Source organism: Streptomyces sp. CLCI03, from assembly GCF_053615355.1.
The window spans coordinates 4,946,319-4,964,022 of the sequence record NZ_CM132132.1 but is presented as its reverse complement, the minus strand read 5'-3'; the positions used below and the strand labels follow the sequence as shown (position 1 = coordinate 4,964,022).

The following is a 17,704-nucleotide window of genomic DNA, read 5'->3' as shown; positions in this document are numbered from 1 at the left end:
GGAGCCTCGGACTTGGCGACTTTCACCTCCTCCTCCCCCATCGGCAAGATCAACACCCCACCGACTTCGGAGTCGAGAGACAGCCTCCTGAGTTCCTTACAACCGAACATATCCCTCTATGGCGGTTGTCGGCACCCGCTACCGGAATGTACTTCCGACGAAGTGGCTGTTCCCTCTTACTACCTGCAACGATGGGCCTTCCCCGCCAGTTCCGAATCTATTCACAAGATTTTTCTTCTGTACGAGTTGCTCAAACGCGCGGCACCGGCTCGATCCGTCCGAACGAGTCCGCCGGCGCGGCCACCACCGCCGCCCTCAGCACCGCCCCCGGGCCCGTGACCAGCCCCGCGGCACGCACCGCCCGGGCCGCCTCCGCCAGCGTCGCCCCCGTGGTGACGACGTCGTCCACCAGCACGATCCGGATCCCGTCCGGCAAAAGCCCCCGCGCACCCCGGCGCACCGCCAGCGCCCCCGCGAGGTTCTCCCGACGCTGCCGGGCCCCCAGCCCCGCCTGGTCCGCCACCGCCCGCCGCAGCCCCAGTACGGGCGCCACCCGCGCGCGAACACCGGCCCGCCGCAGCCGCCCCGCGGCCGCCAGGGCGATCCTGCGCGCCGGATCGTGCCCGCGCGCCCGCACCTGCCGCCGCGCCGACGGGACGGGGACCAACGCCACCTCCCCCGCACCACCCGGCCCGCAGACACCACCGCGGCCTGCGCCGCCCACGACAGCCACCGCCAGCGCGGCACCGAGCACCCCGGCCAGCGGCAGCGCCCCGCGCTCCTTGTGCGCCAGCAGGAGGCCCCGTACGGCCCCCTCGTACACGGCGGCGGCCCGTACCACCGGCAGCCCCGCGGGCCGCGGAGACGGCCGCACCGGCCCCTCCCCGGCCCCGCTCAGCGCATCCCGGCACTCGGCGCACACCAGCACCCGGACCGCCCCGCAGCCGGCGCAGTCCACCGGCAGGACCAGCCCGGCGAGCTCCTGCCACCAACCCCGCATGGCTCCACACTGACGGGCACGGCACCACCGCGCGACCCCTGTGGACGACCCGCTCCCCGAGGGCGGTCAGCCCGGGTACACGGGAGACCGGCCGCCCGCCACCGTGCGCCACTGCGCCCCCGGCGGCAGCCACACGATCCCGTCCTCCGAGTAGGCGACCACCGGCTTCGGCTTCGCCTCGTCCTCCGTGGCCGCGACCGCCACCTCCGACAGCCCGGTGGCCCCCGGCAGGCTCGCCGCGACCATCGAACCGTCGGCCAGCATGTAGCGGGCCTGCTGCACGCCGCCGTTCTCCCGGCCCACCACGAGCAGCCGCCCGCGCGGCGCCCAGCTCATCGCCGTCACGTCGACCATCTGCGGGGCCGCCGGACGCAGCTCGCGCACCGACACCGCCGAGGAGTCCGTCTTGCCGTCGGGCCGCTCGATCCGCCCCACGTAGAGCACCTTGTTGCCGTCGGGCTGCTCCACCAGCAGCGCGATCCGCGCCCCGTCCGCGGACGCCTTCAACGAGACGATCTTCCGCCCGTCGAGCCCCGCGACCTGCACCTTCTCCGGCGTCCCGGCACCACCGGGCACCCGCCACAGCCCCAGGCCCTGTGGGTCGCGGTCCGCGACCCACAGATCACCCGAAGCGTCCCAGCTCGGCGCGGTCAGCAGCGCCGCCTTGCCGCCCTTGCCGATCGGCAACGGCTGCGGCATCGTCCCGCCCCCGACCAGCGCGACGACGTACAGCGCGTGCTCGTCCTCGGAGATCACGGCCGCCCGCCGCTCGTCGTGCGAGACCGCCGCCGATCTGACCTTGAACCCCGGAGGCGTGGCCAGCGGACCCGGCACCGATTCGAAGCGGGCCTGCTGGTCCTCGCTGCTCGTGTCCAACTTCATCCGGACCAGCCGCTTGTCGTTGTCGACGAAGTACTGGAACTCGGGAATCTTGGGCCGCCCCGCGATCGCGCTCGCGCTCACCTCGCTCACCGAGCACAGCGACGTCGACTTCCCGCCGGCCCGCACCAGTTCGACCTGGTCCAGCCGGGAGCCCGTCAGATCCTTGACCGTGTAGAGGAGTTGGGTGGCCATCTTCTTGCACTGCGGCTGCGCGACGTTCTCGGCCTTCTCGTTGAGCGGCACGCGCAGCGTGTTCTGCCCGTCGTACGAAAGGGACTTGGTGCCCGGACCCAGTTCCGTACCGGTGGGGAAGCTGGACTCCACGACCGGCGCCAGCCACCGCGAAGGACCGGCCAGCAGCGACTGCACGGTCTGCGTGGTCGGGTCCATCCGCGAGTCCGGATCGGTGCGCTGACGCACGTAGACGGGGTCGGCGACGAGCGTTCCACCCGCGAAGTAGTACTTGTTGACCGGCATGTAGATGCGCTGGAAGTCCGACTCGCTGAGCACCAGCCCGCTCGGCGGGGTCGAGATCCGCCACTGCTTGTCCTCGTTCTGGACGAGCTGGAGGAACTCCTCGTACTCCCTCGCCCCCGTCTGCGGCTGGTACGCGCTGTGCTCGTCGACGGTCGCGAGCTTCTTGCCGGTCACCTTCCAGCGGGGCCCCTCGGGGTCCTTCTCGCCCCGGTTGGGAACCCGGTTGAGCCCGGAGGACAGCACGGTGACGGCCGAGCCGGGCTTCCAGTTCTTCGCGGCGGCCTCGGTGAGGTACTTCCGGGCGGTCTCCAGCTGCGGGTCGTCGCTGGTCATCGCCTCCAGGAAGCCGTCGACGATCTCCGCCGGGCTGGCCTTGTCCGCGGGCGGTACGCCGAACACCCGCACCTGCGAGTCCACGCCCTGCGAAGCCTGCACCGGGCGGATGTCACCGCTGTCCGGCATGGAGGCACAGCCGGCGAGCAGCAGCCCGACCGCCCCGAAGGCGTACGCCCGTACGGTCCGCAGCCGCCGGCGCCGCACCCGCGCACGCCCCGCCCGCGCGTCCAAGGGCTCAGCGTCCATCGGCTCGGTCCTCCTGTTGTGCCTGGTCGGCCGGGCGGGCCACGACCCTGGCCCCGTTCCCCGGCAGGGCCGTCGGGTCGGCGGGCACCGGCATCGCACCGGCGACGGGCGAGCGCGGCGGTATCGGCGAACGGTCGCCCGGCTCCGCGGGCGTACGCTCCGCCGCGCCACCCGCGGCCTCGGCCGCGGCCCGGGCCCGGTTGGCCCGCGAATCCTCGGGCTCCAGCGGGATGGGCGAGCCCCGCAGCGGCTCGTCGGCCGTGCGCGGCAGCGTCAGGCGGAACTGCGAGCCGCCGCCCGGCTCGCCCCAGGCCTGCAGCCAGCCACCGTGCAGCCGGGCGTCCTCGACGGCGATGGACAGGCCCAGGCCCGTCCCGCCGGTCGTACGCGCCCGCGCCGGGTCGGCCCGCCAGAACCGGTTGAAGACGCGGGTGGCCTCGCCGGGCTTCAGCCCCACCCCGTAGTCCCGTACGGCGACGGCGACGGCCCCACCGGCGGACGCCAGCCGAACCACCACATCGCGTCCCTCGCCGTGCTCCACGGCGTTGACGACCAGATTGCGCAGCACCCGCTCCACCCGCCGGGCGTCCGCCTCGGCGATGACCGGCTGGGTGTCGCCCAGCACCCGGATCCTGGTGCCCTTGTGCTCGGCGAGCGGCTCGGCGCCGTCGATGACCCGGCGCACGACGTCACGCAGGTCGATCGGCTCGGCCTCCAGGGCCGCGGCCCCGGCGTCGAACCGGCTGATCTCCAGCAGGTCGGCCAGGAGCGACTCGAACCGGTCGAGCTGCCCGGCGAGCAGCTCGGCGGAGCGCGCGGTGATCGGGTCGAAGTCGACCCGGGCGTCGTGGATGACGTCGGCGGCCATCCGTACCGTCGTCAGCGGGGTACGCAGCTCGTGCGAGACGTCCGAGACGAAGCGACGCTGCATCCGGGACAGCTCCTCCAGCTGCTGGATCTTGTTCTGGAGGTTCTGCGCCATCTTGTTGAAGGCCTCGCCGAGACGCGCGATGTCGTCCTCACCGGTGACCTTCATCCGTTCCTGGAGCCGCCCGGCCGAGAGCCGCTCGGCGATCCCGGCGGCCATCCGGACAGGGGTCACCACCTGGCGTACGACGAGCCAGGCGATCCCGCACAGCAGGACGACGACGAACAGACCCGCGGTCACGATGGTGACCTTGATCAGATTGAGGGACTCCTCCTCCTGCGTGAGCGGGAAGAGGTAGTACAGGTCGTACGGGTCACCGTTGATGTCCGAGAGACGCTTGCCGATGACCAGCGCCGGCTCGGGCTCCTTCGCCCCGTCCCCGCTGGTGTACCGGATCTCGGAGAAGGTCTTGAAGGCGCCGGTGGCATGGTTGACGGCCCGGCGCAGCCCCAGCGGGACGCTGGCGGTCGGGTCCACGTTCCCGGAGGCCCGGGCCCCCTTGACGCCCTGCGTCCCCGGCAGCGCCTCGTCGCCCGTTCCCGCGCCCAGCGCGACGACCTCGAAGGCGGTCTGCCCACCACTGGCCAACTGCTTGACCAGGGAGTTCATCCAGGTACTGGCATCCCGGCCGACCTTGTTGTCGGTGGCGTCGGGCCCGTCCACCGCGGCCGGGGCGTTGGCCTTCTCCTGCGCCACCGCGAACCCGCCCGCGGCCTGGCTCTGCGCCGCCTCCTCCTTGGCCTCCAGCAGACCCCTGCTGACCTGGGCGATGACGACGAAGCCCAGGGCGAGGACCACGGCGAGCGAGATCAGCAGGGTGGCCGCGACCACCCGGAGCTGGATGTTGCGCCGCCACAGGCGGACAGCCGGAAGCAGCGGCCGACGGGCCACGCGGACGAAGAGCCGTAGGACGCGGCTGCTCGACGCACGGTCCCGGAACAGCCGACCGAGGCGCAACTTCCACGGGCGGAGGCCGCCCGGGACCCTGCCGGACATGCCGGAGGTGCCGGACTGCACGTCAGCTGGGTCCGGCCTTGTAGCCGACACCACGCACCGTCACGACGATCTCGGGGCGCTCCGGATCCTTCTCGACCTTGGAGCGCAGGCGCTGCACGTGCACGTTGACCAGGCGGGTGTCCGCCGCGTGCCGGTAGCCCCAGACCTGCTCCAGCAGCACCTCACGGGTGAAGACCTGCCAGGGCTTGCGCGCGAGGGCGACCAGCAGGTCGAACTCGAGCGGGGTCAGGGCGATGGAAGCGCCCTCCCGCTTGACCGAGTGCCCGGCCACGTCGATGACCAGGTCACCGATGGCCAGCTGCTCGGGCGCGGGCTCCTCCGACCGGCGCAGGCGCGCCCGGATACGGGCCACCAGCTCCTTCGGCTTGAACGGCTTGACGATGTAGTCGTCGGCCCCGGACTCCAGGCCCACGACGACGTCCACCGTGTCGCTCTTGGCCGTGAGCATGACGATCGGCACGCCGGACTCGGCACGGATGAGCCGGCACACCTCTATGCCGTCCCTTCCGGGCAGCATGAGGTCCAGCAGCACCAGGTCGGGCTTCGCCTCCCGGAAGGCCGCCAGCGCCTTGTCGCCGTCCGCTACGAACGACGGCTCAAAACCTTCTCCACGCAGCACAATGCCGAGCATCTCGGCCAGCGCGGTGTCGTCGTCGACGACAAGGACTCGTCCCTTCATGCTTGACATCATCCCATTAGCTAATCGTTACCCGGCGGTGAGCTGTCCCACAGCCAAAAGGGCTGGAAATCGACCCTCGGACCTGCGTGGAGATCAGCTCCACGCAGTCTGCCCCGATCGGGTCGACTATTGAAGGTACGGGCTGCGAGGACCCCGCGGCACCGCCCGGGATCGACCGACCGGTCAGGATCGCCCCGAACCGGCCCTCTCCACCCCGCCACCGCGCCCGATCCGCCGCCCACCCCCTACTCCGTTCGGGCCCCCTACGTGGCACGATGGCAGCGACCAGCGCCCCGCCGCGGCAGGCGCACATGAAGGAGTGACGATGAACGACTCTCCGGGCTGGGCTTCGCCCGGATCCTCTCCGTCCGACGGCGAGCGGCCGGGCACCGACGGCGGCGCGCAGCAGCCCGCAGCGCCCGCACAGCCCGAGCGGCCCGCGCAGCCCACCGGCGGCCCGAAGTGGTCCGCCGAGCAGCCGCCGCCCGGTCAGTGGTCGAGCCCGGGCACCACGCCCGAGACCCCGCAGGCCCAGCCGCAGCCCACCACGGGCTGGGGACAGCAGCCAGGCACCCCTCAGGCGGGCCGGTACGGCTCCCAGTACGGCTACCCGGGCGGCCCCGGCCAGTGGGGTCGACCCGCAGCCGCGAAGCCCGGTGTGATCCCGCTGCGGCCCCTGGGCCTCGGCGAGATCCTCGACGGCGCCGTCGCCACCATGCGCACCCACTGGCGCTCGGTCCTGCCGATCACCCTCGTCGTGGCCACCGTCGTCCAGATCATCAGCGTGATCGTCCAGAAGTTCATGCTGGACGACATCGCCTTCGTCACGGACCCGGACGCCGGCCCCGAAGAGGTCTTCGACTCGCTCGGCAGCACCCTCGGCGCCTCCGTGGTGATCCAGTTCATCCAGGTCCTCGGGACGATCGTGGTCACCGCGATGCTCACGATGGTCTTCAGCCGCGCCGTGCTCGGCCAGCAGTCCTCGGTCTCCGGCGCCTGGCGCGAGGCCCGCCCCCAGCTGCTGCGCCTGATCGGGCTCACCCTGCTGCTGGCCCTCGGCGCCGTCCTGCTCGGCGCCGTCCTGATCCTGCCGGGCGCCCTCACCGACAACGTCGGCCTCGTCATCCTCGGTGTCTTCGTCTGGGTGCCGCTCCTGGTCTGGCTGGGCGTCAAGTTCAGCCTGGCCTCGCCCGCCCTGATGCTGGAGAAGGGGTCGGTCTTCAAGGCGTTCGCCCGCTCCTCGAAGCTGGTCAAGAACACCTGGTGGCGGATCTTCGGCATCACGATCCTCACCGCCCTGATCGCCTTCTTCATCTCGGGGATGATCGTCGCCCCGTTCCAGATCCTCAGCCTCCTCGCCTTCAGCGGTGGCATCGACGCCCTGGAGGACGGCAGCGGCATGAACAACTGGGGCGCACTGATCGCCCCCGCGATCGGCCTGATCATCGCGCAGACCATCGTCATGCCGTTCCAGTCCGGCGTCACCGTCCTGCTCTACGTCGACCAGCGCATCCGCCGCGAGGGACTCGACCTGGAGCTCGCCCGGGCCGCCGGCCTGGAGAACTACGGCACGACCGGAGGCTGACGCACAGATGATGAGTACGGGGGGCCTCATCACCCGCGCCACGACGCTCCTGCCGAGCGCCGAGACACCACCGGTGACGACACCGCGCGAACCCGCCAGGGAAGCGGCCGAACGCGAACTGTCCAAGCCGATGTACCACGAGAACGACCCGAGCCTGTTCGACCGCGCCGTGCGCAAGTTCTTCGACTGGCTCGACGACCTGCTCGGCGCCGCCTCCGGGGCGACCCCCGGAGGCGGCTTCGGCCTCTTCGTGATCCTCGTCCTCGTCCTCCTCGCCGTCGGCGCCCTCTGGTGGCGCCTGGGCACCCCCGGCCGCGTCACCACCGGCGCCGGTGTCCTGTTCACCGACAGCGCGCGCAGCGCCGCCGACCACCGCACCGCCGCCGACGCCCACGCCGCCGCCGGCCGCTGGACCGAGGCCGTCCAGGAACGCATGCGCGCCGTCGTCCGCTCCCTGGAGGAACGCACCCTGCTCGACCCGCGTCCCGGCCGCACCGCCGACGAGGCCGCCGCCGAGGCCGCCGTCTCCCTCCCGGACCACGCCGCCGAACTCCGTGCCGCCGCCCGTACCTTCGACGACGTCACCTACGGCGGCCGCACCGCCGACGCCGACACGTACGCACGCGTGCGCACCCTCGACCTGACCCTGGACCGCGCGAAGCCGCTGCTGACGGGACCCACCGCATGACCGGCCCGACCGACCCGGCCGCACCGACGGCGCCCGCGTCCGAGGCGCGGGAGCCCGAGGGCACCGCCCCCCTCCCCGCCCCCGCACCCGGCGACCCCGACGTCGACGCGCGCACCCGCCGCGTCCGCCGGATCCGCCGCGCCCTCACCGCCGTCGCCGTCCTCGCCGCCGGCGTCATCGCCACGGCCGCCCTCAACTCCGGCTCCCACCACGGCTACCTCGACCCCCGCACCACCGACCCCTTCGGCAGCCGTGCCGTCGCCGAGCTCCTGAAGGAACGCGGCGTCTCCCTCCGCGTCGTCACCACCGCCCGCGAGGCGGCCGACGCCGCCGGCCCCCGCACCACCCTCCTGGTCACCGACCCCGACCGGCTCGGCGCCACCCAACGCGGCGTCATCCGCTCGGCCATCGACCTCTCCGGCGGCCGCACCGTCCTCGTCGCCCCCAGCAGCCACAGCCTCACCGAGCTCTCCCCCGGCGTGCAGACCGCGGGCGACGCCGACACCGAACACCCCGCCCCCGGCTGCACCTTGCCCGCCGCCACGTCGGCCGGCCGCGCCGCCACCGGCGGCGGCCTCCGCTACACCACCACCCTCCCCGCGGCCACCGCCTGCTACCCCAGCGGCGGCGACCCCACCCTCCTCGTCCTCCCCACCGGCCCCACCGGCGGCGACACCGTCCTCCTCGGCTCCGAGACGATCCTCCTCAACGAGTCCCTCGCCGACGAAGGCAACGCCTCCCTGGCCCTCCAACTCCTCGGCTCCCGCCCGAACCTCGTCTGGTACCTGCCGTCCCTCGCGGACTCCGACCCCGACACGGCGCCCTCCGGCGAGGACAAGAGCCTCCTCGAACTCGTCCCGGCCGGCTGGTCCTGGGCCCTGCTCCAACTCCTCGTCGCCGCCGTCCTCGCCGCCCTCTGGCGCGCCCGACGCCTGGGCCCCCTCGTCACCGAGAAGCTCCCCGTCGTCATCCGCGCCTCCGAGGCCACCGAGGGCCGCGCCCGCCTCTACCGCAAGGCCGACGCCCGCGACCGCGCCGCCACCGTGCTGCGCGCCGCCACCCGCGAACGCCTCGCCGCACTGGTCGGCGTACCCCACACCCAGGCCCACGACCCCGCGGCACTGGCCCCGGCCGTCTCCGCCCGCCTGACCGGCGAGCCCCGGGACGTGACCGCCCTCCTCTTCGGCACCACCCCCTCCGACGACGCGGCACTCGTCGCGCTCGCCGACCACCTCGACGCCCTCGAAAGAGAGGTCCGTACGTCATGACGTACCCGGCCACCGAGTCCACGGCAGTGACCGCGGACAGCGCCCGCGCTTCCCTCGAAGCGCTCCGCACCGAGATCGGCAAGGCCGTGGTCGGTCAGGACTCCGCCGTCACCGGCCTCGTCGTCGCGCTCCTGTGCCGCGGCCACGTCCTCCTCGAAGGCGTCCCGGGCGTCGCCAAGACCCTCCTCGTACGAGCCCTGGCCGCATCCCTCGAACTCGACACCAAGCGCGTCCAGTTCACCCCGGACCTGATGCCGAGCGACGTCACCGGCTCCCTCGTCTACGACGCCCGCACCGCCGAGTTCTCCTTCCAGGACGGCCCGGTCTTCACCAACCTCCTCCTCGCGGACGAGATCAACCGCACCCCGCCCAAGACCCAGTCCTCCCTCCTCGAAGCGATGGAGGAGCGCCAGGTCACGGTCGACGGCACCCCCCGCAAGCTCCCCGACCCCTTCCTGGTCGCCGCCACCATGAACCCGGTCGAGTACGAGGGCACGTACCCCCTCCCGGAAGCCCAGCTCGACCGCTTCCTCCTCAAGCTCACCGTCCCCCTCCCCTCCCGCGAGGACGAGATCGGGGTCCTGACCCGCCACGCCGCCGGCTTCAACCCCCGCGACCTGCACGCCGCCGGCATCCGTCCCGTCGCGGGCCCGGCCCAGCTCGAAGCCGCCCGCCAGGCCGTCGCCAAGGTCTCCGTCTCCCCCGAGATCGCCGGCTACGTCGTCGACATCTGCCGCGCCACCCGCGAATCGCCGTCCCTCACCCTCGGCGTCTCCCCCCGCGGCGCGACCGCCCTGCTCGCCACCGCCCGCGCCTGGGCCTGGCTCACCGGCCGCGACTACGTCACCCCCGACGACGTCAAGGCCCTCTCCCTGCCGACCCTGCGCCACCGCGTCCAGCTGCGCCCCGAAGCGGAGATGGAGGGAGTCACCGCCGACGCGGTGATCACGGCGATCCTCTCCCACGTCCCCGTCCCGCGCTGATGGCCCTCACCGGACGCGCCGCCCTGCTGGCGGCCCTCGGCAGCATCCCGGTCGGCCTTCTCGAACCGAGCTGGACCGGCATGCTCGCGGTCAACGGCCCGATCGCACTGGCCTGCGCGATCGACGGCGCCCTCGCGGCGCCCGTACGCGGCCTGGTGCTGGCCCGCTCCGGAGACACCTCGGTCCGCCTCGGCGAACCGGCTGAGGTCCACCTCACCGTCACCAACCCCAGCGGCCGCAAGCTCCGGGCCCGCGTACGGGACGCCTGGCCTCCCAGCAGTTGGCTCCCGGGCACGGAGACCGCCGTGTCCCGCCACGAGGTGGTGGTGCCCGCGGGCGAACGCCGCCGGCTGACCACCCGACTGCTGCCCACCCGCCGCGGCGACCGCCAGGCCGACCGCGTCACGATCCGCTCCTACGGCCCTCTGGGCCTGTGGGCCCGCCAGCGCTCCCAGGCGGCCCCCTGGACCGTCCGGGTCCTACCGCCCTTCACCAGCCGCAAGCACCTCCCGTCCCGGCTGGCCCGCCTGCGCGAACTGGACGGCCGTACGAGCGTCCTGACCCGCGGCGAGGGCACCGAGTTCGACAGCCTCCGCGACTACGTCCCCGGCGACGACACCCGCTCCATCGACTGGCGTGCCACGGCCCGCCAGAACAAGGTGGCCGTCCGCACCTGGCGCCCCGAGCGCGACCGGCACATCCTCATCTGCCTGGACACCGGCCGTACCTCGGCGGGCCGCGTCGGCGACGCCCCCCGCCTGGACTCCGCGATGGACGCGGCCCTGCTCCTCGCCGCCCTGGCCACCCGCGCAGGCGACCGCGTGGACCTGCTGGCCCACGACCGCCGCCCGCGCGCCCAGGTCCAGGGCCGCTCCGCGGCCGACACCCTCCCGTCGTTCGTCAACGCCATGGCCACCCTGGAACCGGAGCTGGTCGAGACGGACGCCAGGACCCTGGTCTCCACGATCCTCCGCAGCGCCCCACGCCGCTCCCTGGTGGTCCTCCTGACGAGCCTGGACGCGGCTCCGATCGAGGAGGGCCTGCTCCCGGTGCTCCCCCGTCTCACACAGCGGCACACGGTCGTGCTGGCCTCGGTCGCCGACCCGCACGTCGCGGCCATGACAAGATCACGGGGGTCGGTGGACGCGGTCTACGAGGCCGCCGCCGGCACCCAGACCCAATCCCAACGCCGCCGCACGTCCGACCAGCTCACCCGCCACGGCGTCCACGTGGTCGACGCCACCCCGGACACCCTGGCCCCGGCCCTGGCGGACGCCTACCTGGCCCTGAAGGCGGCCGGCCGCCTCTGAGGAGCGAAGGCTCAGCGGTTCAGATCGAAGACGCCCACTCCCTGCCCCTCGTATGCCTTCGGCTCCACCGTGGCAACCAGTGCCTGCGAACCCCACTCGGGAAGGTGACGTGCGGCATGGGCGGCCGCTGCAACACCGGCCGGCACTCCGTCGCGGCACATCTGTGCCACAGCCAGGACGGCCGGATAGTCGAGGTCGAGCATGTTGATCACGTCGAGCTGACCGATGTGCTCGGCGATCCCCGCGAGAACCACGTCGGCCTCGAGAACCGACAGGACCGGCACCCACAACCGCGTGTCCGCATCGAGATGGGCACGGTGAATCAGCGCGGACACCTGCCGATTCCCGGACAGCGCAAGCAAGGACGGCGTGTCCAGGACGAGGTGGTGCTGAATCACGCGGCCGTGTCCTCCTGCCGCGCGAAGGCCTCACGGAGCCTTCGCCCCATGGCCGCACTCTCCTCATCGGTCACGTCCACCCCGAAGTGCTCGGCCATATAGGCCCGGGCCCGCTCCGCTCGCTCCCGCCGTTCCTCCGCGGTCAGCGTCGTCTCGGCGAACTCCTGCACCAGAGACCGGATGGATGTCCCGCGGGACTCGGCGATGACGGCCAGGCGGTCTCTCACCTCGGCCGGCACACGGATCATGGCATCAGACATGTTCCGAGTATACGTCGACGTAAACATCATCTGTGGGATGAACGCAGAAAAGCCCCGCACCGAACCCGTAAAGGGCTGGTGCGGGGCTTCCGCAATGATTGTTCGGCGGCGTCCTACTCTCCCACAGGGTCCCCCCTGCAGTACCATCGGCGCTGAAAGGCTTAGCTTCCGGGTTCGGAATGTAACCGGGCGTTTCCCTAACGCTATGACCACCGAAACACTATGAAATTCGAACGCTGGCTGTAATCACAGCTGTTCGTTATTTCAGAACTAACACAGTGGACGCGAGCAACTGAGGACAAGCCCTCGGCCTATTAGTACCAGTCAGCTTCACCCGTTACCGGGCTTCCACATCTGGCCTATCAACCCAGTCGTCTACTGGGAGCCTTACCCTCTCAAGGAGGTGGGAATACTCATCTTGAAGCAGGCTTCCCGCTTAGATGCTTTCAGCGGTTATCCCTCCCGAACGTAGCCAACCAGCCATGCCCTTGGCAGGACAACTGGCACACCAGAGGTTCGTCCGTCCCGGTCCTCTCGTACTAGGGACAGCCCTTCTCAATATTCCTACGCGCACAGCGGATAGGGACCGAACTGTCTCACGACGTTCTAAACCCAGCTCGCGTACCGCTTTAATGGGCGAACAGCCCAACCCTTGGGACCGACTCCAGCCCCAGGATGCGACGAGCCGACATCGAGGTGCCAAACCATCCCGTCGATATGGACTCTTGGGGAAGATCAGCCTGTTATCCCCGGGGTACCTTTTATCCGTTGAGCGACGGCGCTTCCACAAGCCACCGCCGGATCACTAGTCCCGACTTTCGTCCCTGCTCGACCCGTCGGTCTCACAGTCAAGCTCCCTTGTGCACTTACACTCAACACCTGATTGCCAACCAGGCTGAGGGAACCTTTGGGCGCCTCCGTTACCCTTTGGGAGGCAACCGCCCCAGTTAAACTACCCATCAGACACTGTCCCTGATCCGGATCACGGACCGAGGTTAGACATCCAGCACGACCAGAGTGGTATTTCAACGACGACTCCACAACCACTGGCGTGGCTGCTTCAAAGTCTCCCACCTATCCTACACAAGCCGAACCGAACACCAATATCAAACTGTAGTAAAGGTCCCGGGGTCTTTCCGTCCTGCTGCGCGAAACGAGCATCTTTACTCGTAGTGCAATTTCACCGGGCCTATGGTTGAGACAGTCGAGAAGTCGTTACGCCATTCGTGCAGGTCGGAACTTACCCGACAAGGAATTTCGCTACCTTAGGATGGTTATAGTTACCACCGCCGTTTACTGGCGCTTAAGTTCTCAGCTTCGCAACCCCGAAAGGTCACTAACCGGTCCCCTTAACGTTCCAGCACCGGGCAGGCGTCAGTCCGTATACATCGCCTTACGGCTTCGCACGGACCTGTGTTTTTAGTAAACAGTCGCTTCTCGCTGGTCTCTGCGGCCACCCCCAGCTCACGGAGCAAGTCCGATCACCAGTGATGGCCCCCCTTCTCCCGAAGTTACGGGGGCATTTTGCCGAGTTCCTTAACCATAGTTCACCCGAACGCCTCGGTATTCTCTACCTGACCACCTGAGTCGGTTTAGGGTACGGGCCGCCATGAAACTCGCTAGAGGCTTTTCTCGACAGCATAGGATCATCCACTTCACCACAATCGGCTCGGCATCAGGTCTCAGCCTTGATGAGGGACGGATTTGCCTACCCCTCGGCCTACACCCTTACCCCGGGACTACCACCGCCCGGGCTGGACTACCTTCCTGCGTCACCCCATCGCTTACCTACTACAAGTCTGGTTCGTCGGCTCCACCACTTTCCTTTCCCCGAAGGGTCCGGAACGGCTTCACGGACTTAGCATCGCCTGATTCGATATTGGGCGTTTCAAAGCGGGTACCGGAATATCAACCGGTTGTCCATCGACTACGCCTGTCGGCCTCGCCTTAGGTCCCGACTTACCCTGGGCAGATCAGCTTGACCCAGGAACCCTTAGTCAATCGGCGCACACGTTTCTCACGTGTGTATCGCTACTCATGCCTGCATTCTCACTCGTGAACCGTCCACAACTAGCTTCCGCTGCTGCTTCACCCGGCACACGACGCTCCCCTACCCATCACAGCGGGCGTTGGCCCTGTTGCTGCAATGACACGACTTCGGCGGTACGCTTGAGCCCCGCTACATTGTCGGCGCGGAATCACTTGACCAGTGAGCTATTACGCACTCTTTCAAGGGTGGCTGCTTCTAAGCCAACCTCCTGGTTGTCTCTGCGACTCCACATCCTTTCCCACTTAGCGTACGCTTAGGGGCCTTAGTCGATGCTCTGGGCTGTTTCCCTCTCGACCATGGAGCTTATCCCCACAGTCTCACTGCCGTGCTCTCACTTACCGGCATTCGGAGTTTGGCTAAGGTCAGTAACCCGGTAGGGCCCATCGCCTATCCAGTGCTCTACCTCCGGCAAGAAACACACGACGCTGCACCTAAATGCATTTCGGGGAGAACCAGCTATCACGGAGTTTGATTGGCCTTTCACCCCTAACCACAGGTCATCCCCAGGTTTTCAACCCTGGTGGGTTCGGTCCTCCACGAAGTCTTACCTCCGCTTCAACCTGCCCATGGCTAGATCACTCCGCTTCGGGTCTAGAGCGTGCAACTCGATCGCCCTGTTCGGACTCGCTTTCGCTACGGCTTCCCCACACGGGTTAACCTCGCTACACACCGCTAACTCGCAGGCTCATTCTTCAAAAGGCACGCAGTCACGACTGTATGTGCAAGCACATACAGCGACGCTCCCACGGCTTGTAGGCACACGGTTTCAGGTACTATTTCACTCCGCTCCCGCGGTACTTTTCACCATTCCCTCACGGTACTATCCGCTATCGGTCACCAGGGAATATTTAGGCTTAGCGGGTGGTCCCGCCAGATTCACACGGGATTTCTCGGGCCCCGTGCTACTTGGGAGATGAGCAAGCAAGCCGCTGATGTTTCGTCTACGGGGGTCTTACCCTCTACGCCGGACCTTTCGCATGTCCTTCGACTACATCAACGGTTTCTGACTCGCCGACCGGCCGGCAGACCGATCAAGCTCATTCCCACAACCCCGCATGCGCAACCCCTGCCGGGTATCACACGCATACGGTTTGGCCTCATCCGGTTTCGCTCGCCACTACTCCCGGAATCACGGTTGTTTTCTCTTCCTGAGGGTACTGAGATGTTTCACTTCCCCTCGTTCCCTCCACACTGCCTATGTGTTCAGCAGTGGGTGACAGCCCATGACGACTGCCGGGTTTCCCCATTCGGACACCCCCGGATCAAAGCTCAGTTGGCAGCTCCCCGGGGCCTATCGCGGCCTCTCACGTCCTTCATCGGTTCCTGGTGCCAAGGCATCCACCGTGCGCCCTTAAAAACTTGGCCACAGATGCTCGCGTCCACTGTGTAGTTCTCAAACAACGACCAGCCACCCGTCACACACTCCCTGAGGAATGCTTCACCGGGGCCGGCACTGAAGACATGACCTCACGGCCGTACCTTCAGGACCCAACAACGTGCCAGGCACGATCCCCTCGACTTCACTGTTTTCCACGCCGAAGCAGTACTTACAGAGAGTTCTGGAAACCGTGCCAACTAATCAACGTTCCACCCATGAGCTGACCGTGCAGAACGTTTGTCTGCAATCGGTACTGTGCTCCTTAGAAAGGAGGTGATCCAGCCGCACCTTCCGGTACGGCTACCTTGTTACGACTTCGTCCCAATCGCCAGTCCCACCTTCGACAGCTCCCTCCCTTACGGGTTGGGCCACCGGCTTCGGGTGTTACCGACTTTCGTGACGTGACGGGCGGTGTGTACAAGGCCCGGGAACGTATTCACCGCAGCAATGCTGATCTGCGATTACTAGCGACTCCGACTTCATGGGGTCGAGTTGCAGACCCCAATCCGAACTGAGACCGGCTTTTTGAGATTCGCTCCACCTCACGGTATCGCAGCTCATTGTACCGGCCATTGTAGCACGTGTGCAGCCCAAGACATAAGGGGCATGATGACTTGACGTCGTCCCCACCTTCCTCCGAGTTGACCCCGGCGGTCTCCTGTGAGTCCCCATCACCCCGAAGGGCATGCTGGCAACACAGGACAAGGGTTGCGCTCGTTGCGGGACTTAACCCAACATCTCACGACACGAGCTGACGACAGCCATGCACCACCTGTATACCGACCACAAGGGGGGCACTATCTCTAATGCTTTCCGGTATATGTCAAGCCTTGGTAAGGTTCTTCGCGTTGCGTCGAATTAAGCCACATGCTCCGCCGCTTGTGCGGGCCCCCGTCAATTCCTTTGAGTTTTAGCCTTGCGGCCGTACTCCCCAGGCGGGGAACTTAATGCGTTAGCTGCGGCACCGACGACGTGGAATGTCGCCAACACCTAGTTCCCAACGTTTACGGCGTGGACTACCAGGGTATCTAATCCTGTTCGCTCCCCACGCTTTCGCTCCTCAGCGTCAGTAATGGCCCAGAGATCCGCCTTCGCCACCGGTGTTCCTCCTGATATCTGCGCATTTCACCGCTACACCAGGAATTCCGATCTCCCCTACCACACTCTAGCTAGCCCGTATCGAATGCAGACCCGAGGTTAAGCCTCGGGCTTTCACATCCGACGTGACAAGCCGCCTACGAGCTCTTTACGCCCAATAATTCCGGACAACGCTTGCGCCCTACGTATTACCGCGGCTGCTGGCACGTAGTTAGCCGGCGTTCTTCTGCAGGTACCGTCACTTTCGCTTCTTCCCTGCTGAAAGAGGTTTACAACCCGAAGGCCGTCATCCCTCACGCGGCGTCGCTGCATCAGGCTTTCGCCCATTGTGCAATATTCCCCACTGCTGCCTCCCGTAGGAGTCTGGGCCGTGTCTCAGTCCCAGTGTGGCCGGTCGCCCTCTCAGGCCGGCTACCCGTCGTCGCCTTGGTGGGCCATTACCCCACCAACAAGCTGATAGGCCGCGGGCTCATCCTTCACCGCCGGAGCTTTCAACCCCCGCCCATGCAGGCAGGAGTGGTATCCGGTATTAGACCCCGTTTCCAGGGCTTGTCCCAGAGTGAAGGGCAGATTGCCCACGTGTTACTCACCCGTTCGCCACTAATCCACCCCGAAGGGCTTCATCGTTCGACTTGCATGTGTTAAGCACGCCGCCAGCGTTCGTCCTGAGCCAGGATCAAACTCTCCATGAATGTTTACCCGTGATCGGGTGCACACATCACTTAGAGCGGGCGCATCATGTCGGAATAAGACCGACGCGCCACAACGTCCTCGCTGTGTTTTTGCCTGCAAGCATCACCCGAAGGCGACCTCACAGGTCTTTTTCAAAGGAACCTCATCCACCGAAGTGGACGGGGTATCAACTTCTGGCGTTGATTTTTGGCACGCTGTTGAGTTCTCAAGGAACGGGCGCTTCCTTTGTACTCACCCTCGCGGGCTTTCCTCCGGGCTTTCGTTCTGTTCTTGCGTTTCCGACTCTATCAGACTCTTTCGTGTCCGATTTCCTCGGTGCTTTCCAGGTATTCGCTTTCGCGTTTTCCCTTTCCGGCGGTTCCGACTCTATCAGAAGTTTTCCACCGGATTTCCCGGCTTCGAAGTCCTGAATGAGGAGTCGACTGTAC

Annotated in this window: 11 protein-coding genes and 3 rRNA genes; 5 read left to right on the top strand and 9 right to left on the bottom strand. The window is 67.7% G+C overall.

Annotated features, from left to right (window positions below; all coding sequences use genetic code 11):
* Positions 1-250 precede the first annotated feature (250 nt).
* The 4 genes from ACWG52_RS22925 to mtrA all read right to left on the bottom strand — a co-directional run bounded on the left by ACWG52_RS22925 (position 251) and on the right by mtrA (position 5,577).
* Positions 251-1,000 carry a ComF family protein gene (locus ACWG52_RS22925; RefSeq protein ID WP_390141191.1) on the bottom strand — a complete coding sequence of 250 codons (750 nt, stop codon included), beginning with the start codon at positions 998-1,000 and terminating at the stop codon, positions 251-253.
* Between the two features lie 66 nt (positions 1,001-1,066).
* Entirely contained in the window at positions 1,067-2,941 is a 1,875-nt protein-coding gene (locus tag ACWG52_RS22920; RefSeq protein ID WP_389818295.1) for an LpqB family beta-propeller domain-containing protein, read from the bottom strand.
* Positions 2,931-4,865: an MtrAB system histidine kinase MtrB gene (gene mtrB / locus ACWG52_RS22915; protein ID WP_389818313.1), complete on the bottom strand. Its 1,935-nt coding sequence runs from the start codon at positions 4,863-4,865 to the stop codon at positions 2,931-2,933. The genes ACWG52_RS22920 and mtrB overlap by 11 nt, the downstream gene beginning before the upstream one ends.
* A gap of 22 nt (positions 4,866-4,887) precedes the next feature.
* Entirely contained in the window at positions 4,888-5,577 is a 690-nt protein-coding gene (gene mtrA / locus ACWG52_RS22910) for a two-component system response regulator MtrA (protein ID WP_199810456.1), read from the bottom strand.
* Between the two features lie 313 nt (positions 5,578-5,890).
* Between mtrA and ACWG52_RS22905 the strand changes: the two genes are divergently transcribed.
* Genes ACWG52_RS22905 through ACWG52_RS22885 form a run of 5 tightly spaced genes read left to right on the top strand, consistent with a single transcriptional unit; the run spans position 5,891 to position 11,399 of the window.
* The gene (locus ACWG52_RS22905; protein ID WP_389818299.1) at positions 5,891-7,150 is read left to right on the top strand and encodes a hypothetical protein; all 1,260 of its coding nucleotides are present in this window, start codon (positions 5,891-5,893) and stop codon (positions 7,148-7,150) included.
* A 7-nt stretch (positions 7,151-7,157) separates the two neighbouring features.
* Complete coding sequence (locus tag ACWG52_RS22900) at positions 7,158-7,838, top strand: DUF4129 domain-containing protein (RefSeq protein WP_389818301.1); 681 nt, start codon at positions 7,158-7,160, stop codon at positions 7,836-7,838.
* On the top strand, positions 7,835-9,106 hold the full coding sequence (locus ACWG52_RS22895) for a DUF4350 domain-containing protein (RefSeq protein WP_389818303.1): 1,272 nt from the start codon (positions 7,835-7,837) through the stop codon (positions 9,104-9,106). The genes ACWG52_RS22900 and ACWG52_RS22895 overlap by 4 nt, the downstream gene beginning before the upstream one ends.
* On the top strand, positions 9,103-10,089 hold the full coding sequence (locus tag ACWG52_RS22890; protein WP_030388623.1) for an AAA family ATPase: 987 nt from the start codon (positions 9,103-9,105) through the stop codon (positions 10,087-10,089). The genes ACWG52_RS22895 and ACWG52_RS22890 overlap by 4 nt, the downstream gene beginning before the upstream one ends.
* Positions 10,089-11,399 carry a DUF58 domain-containing protein gene (locus ACWG52_RS22885; RefSeq protein ID WP_390169281.1) on the top strand — a complete coding sequence of 437 codons (1,311 nt, stop codon included), beginning with the start codon at positions 10,089-10,091 and terminating at the stop codon, positions 11,397-11,399. Before ACWG52_RS22890 ends, ACWG52_RS22885 begins: the two co-directional genes overlap by 1 nt.
* 11 nt (positions 11,400-11,410) lie before the next feature.
* On the opposite strand, the gene ACWG52_RS22880 is transcribed toward ACWG52_RS22885, so the two are convergent.
* From ACWG52_RS22880 to ACWG52_RS22860, 5 genes are all read right to left on the bottom strand, one after another.
* The gene (locus ACWG52_RS22880) at positions 11,411-11,797 is read right to left on the bottom strand and encodes a hypothetical protein (protein ID WP_453125765.1); all 387 of its coding nucleotides are present in this window, start codon (positions 11,795-11,797) and stop codon (positions 11,411-11,413) included.
* Complete coding sequence (locus ACWG52_RS22875) at positions 11,794-12,057, bottom strand: hypothetical protein (protein ID WP_389818310.1); 264 nt, start codon at positions 12,055-12,057, stop codon at positions 11,794-11,796. The genes ACWG52_RS22880 and ACWG52_RS22875 overlap by 4 nt, the downstream gene beginning before the upstream one ends.
* 100 nt (positions 12,058-12,157) lie before the next feature.
* A 5S ribosomal RNA gene (gene rrf, locus ACWG52_RS22870) occupies positions 12,158-12,274 on the bottom strand.
* Positions 12,275-12,351: 77 nt separating this feature from the next.
* A 23S ribosomal RNA gene (locus ACWG52_RS22865) occupies positions 12,352-15,472 on the bottom strand.
* A gap of 279 nt (positions 15,473-15,751) precedes the next feature.
* Positions 15,752-17,275, bottom strand: a 16S ribosomal RNA gene (locus tag ACWG52_RS22860).
* Together the 16S, 23S and 5S rRNA genes form the textbook arrangement of a ribosomal RNA operon.
* Between the last annotated feature and the right edge of the window lie 429 nt (positions 17,276-17,704).

What these genes read in the sequence shown, in the direction of transcription:
- ACWG52_RS22925 (WP_390141191.1), bottom strand. Translation starts at nt 1,000, where the DNA reads ATGCGGGGTTGGTGGCAGGAGCTCGCCGGGCTGGTCCTGCCGGTGGAC.
- ACWG52_RS22920 (WP_389818295.1), bottom strand. Translation starts at nt 2,941, where the DNA reads ATGGACGCTGAGCCCTTGGACGCGCGGGCGGGGCGTGCGCGGGTGCGG.
- mtrB (WP_389818313.1), bottom strand. Translation starts at nt 4,865, where the DNA reads ATGTCCGGCAGGGTCCCGGGCGGCCTCCGCCCGTGGAAGTTGCGCCTC.
- mtrA (WP_199810456.1), bottom strand. Translation starts at nt 5,577, where the DNA reads ATGATGTCAAGCATGAAGGGACGAGTCCTTGTCGTCGACGACGACACC.
- ACWG52_RS22905 (WP_389818299.1), top strand. Translation starts at nt 5,891, where the DNA reads ATGAACGACTCTCCGGGCTGGGCTTCGCCCGGATCCTCTCCGTCCGAC.
- ACWG52_RS22900 (WP_389818301.1), top strand. Translation starts at nt 7,158, where the DNA reads ATGATGAGTACGGGGGGCCTCATCACCCGCGCCACGACGCTCCTGCCG.
- ACWG52_RS22895 (WP_389818303.1), top strand. Translation starts at nt 7,835, where the DNA reads ATGACCGGCCCGACCGACCCGGCCGCACCGACGGCGCCCGCGTCCGAG.
- ACWG52_RS22890 (WP_030388623.1), top strand. Translation starts at nt 9,103, where the DNA reads ATGACGTACCCGGCCACCGAGTCCACGGCAGTGACCGCGGACAGCGCC.
- ACWG52_RS22885 (WP_390169281.1), top strand. Translation starts at nt 10,089, where the DNA reads ATGGCCCTCACCGGACGCGCCGCCCTGCTGGCGGCCCTCGGCAGCATC.
- ACWG52_RS22875 (WP_389818310.1), bottom strand. Translation starts at nt 12,057, where the DNA reads ATGTCTGATGCCATGATCCGTGTGCCGGCCGAGGTGAGAGACCGCCTG.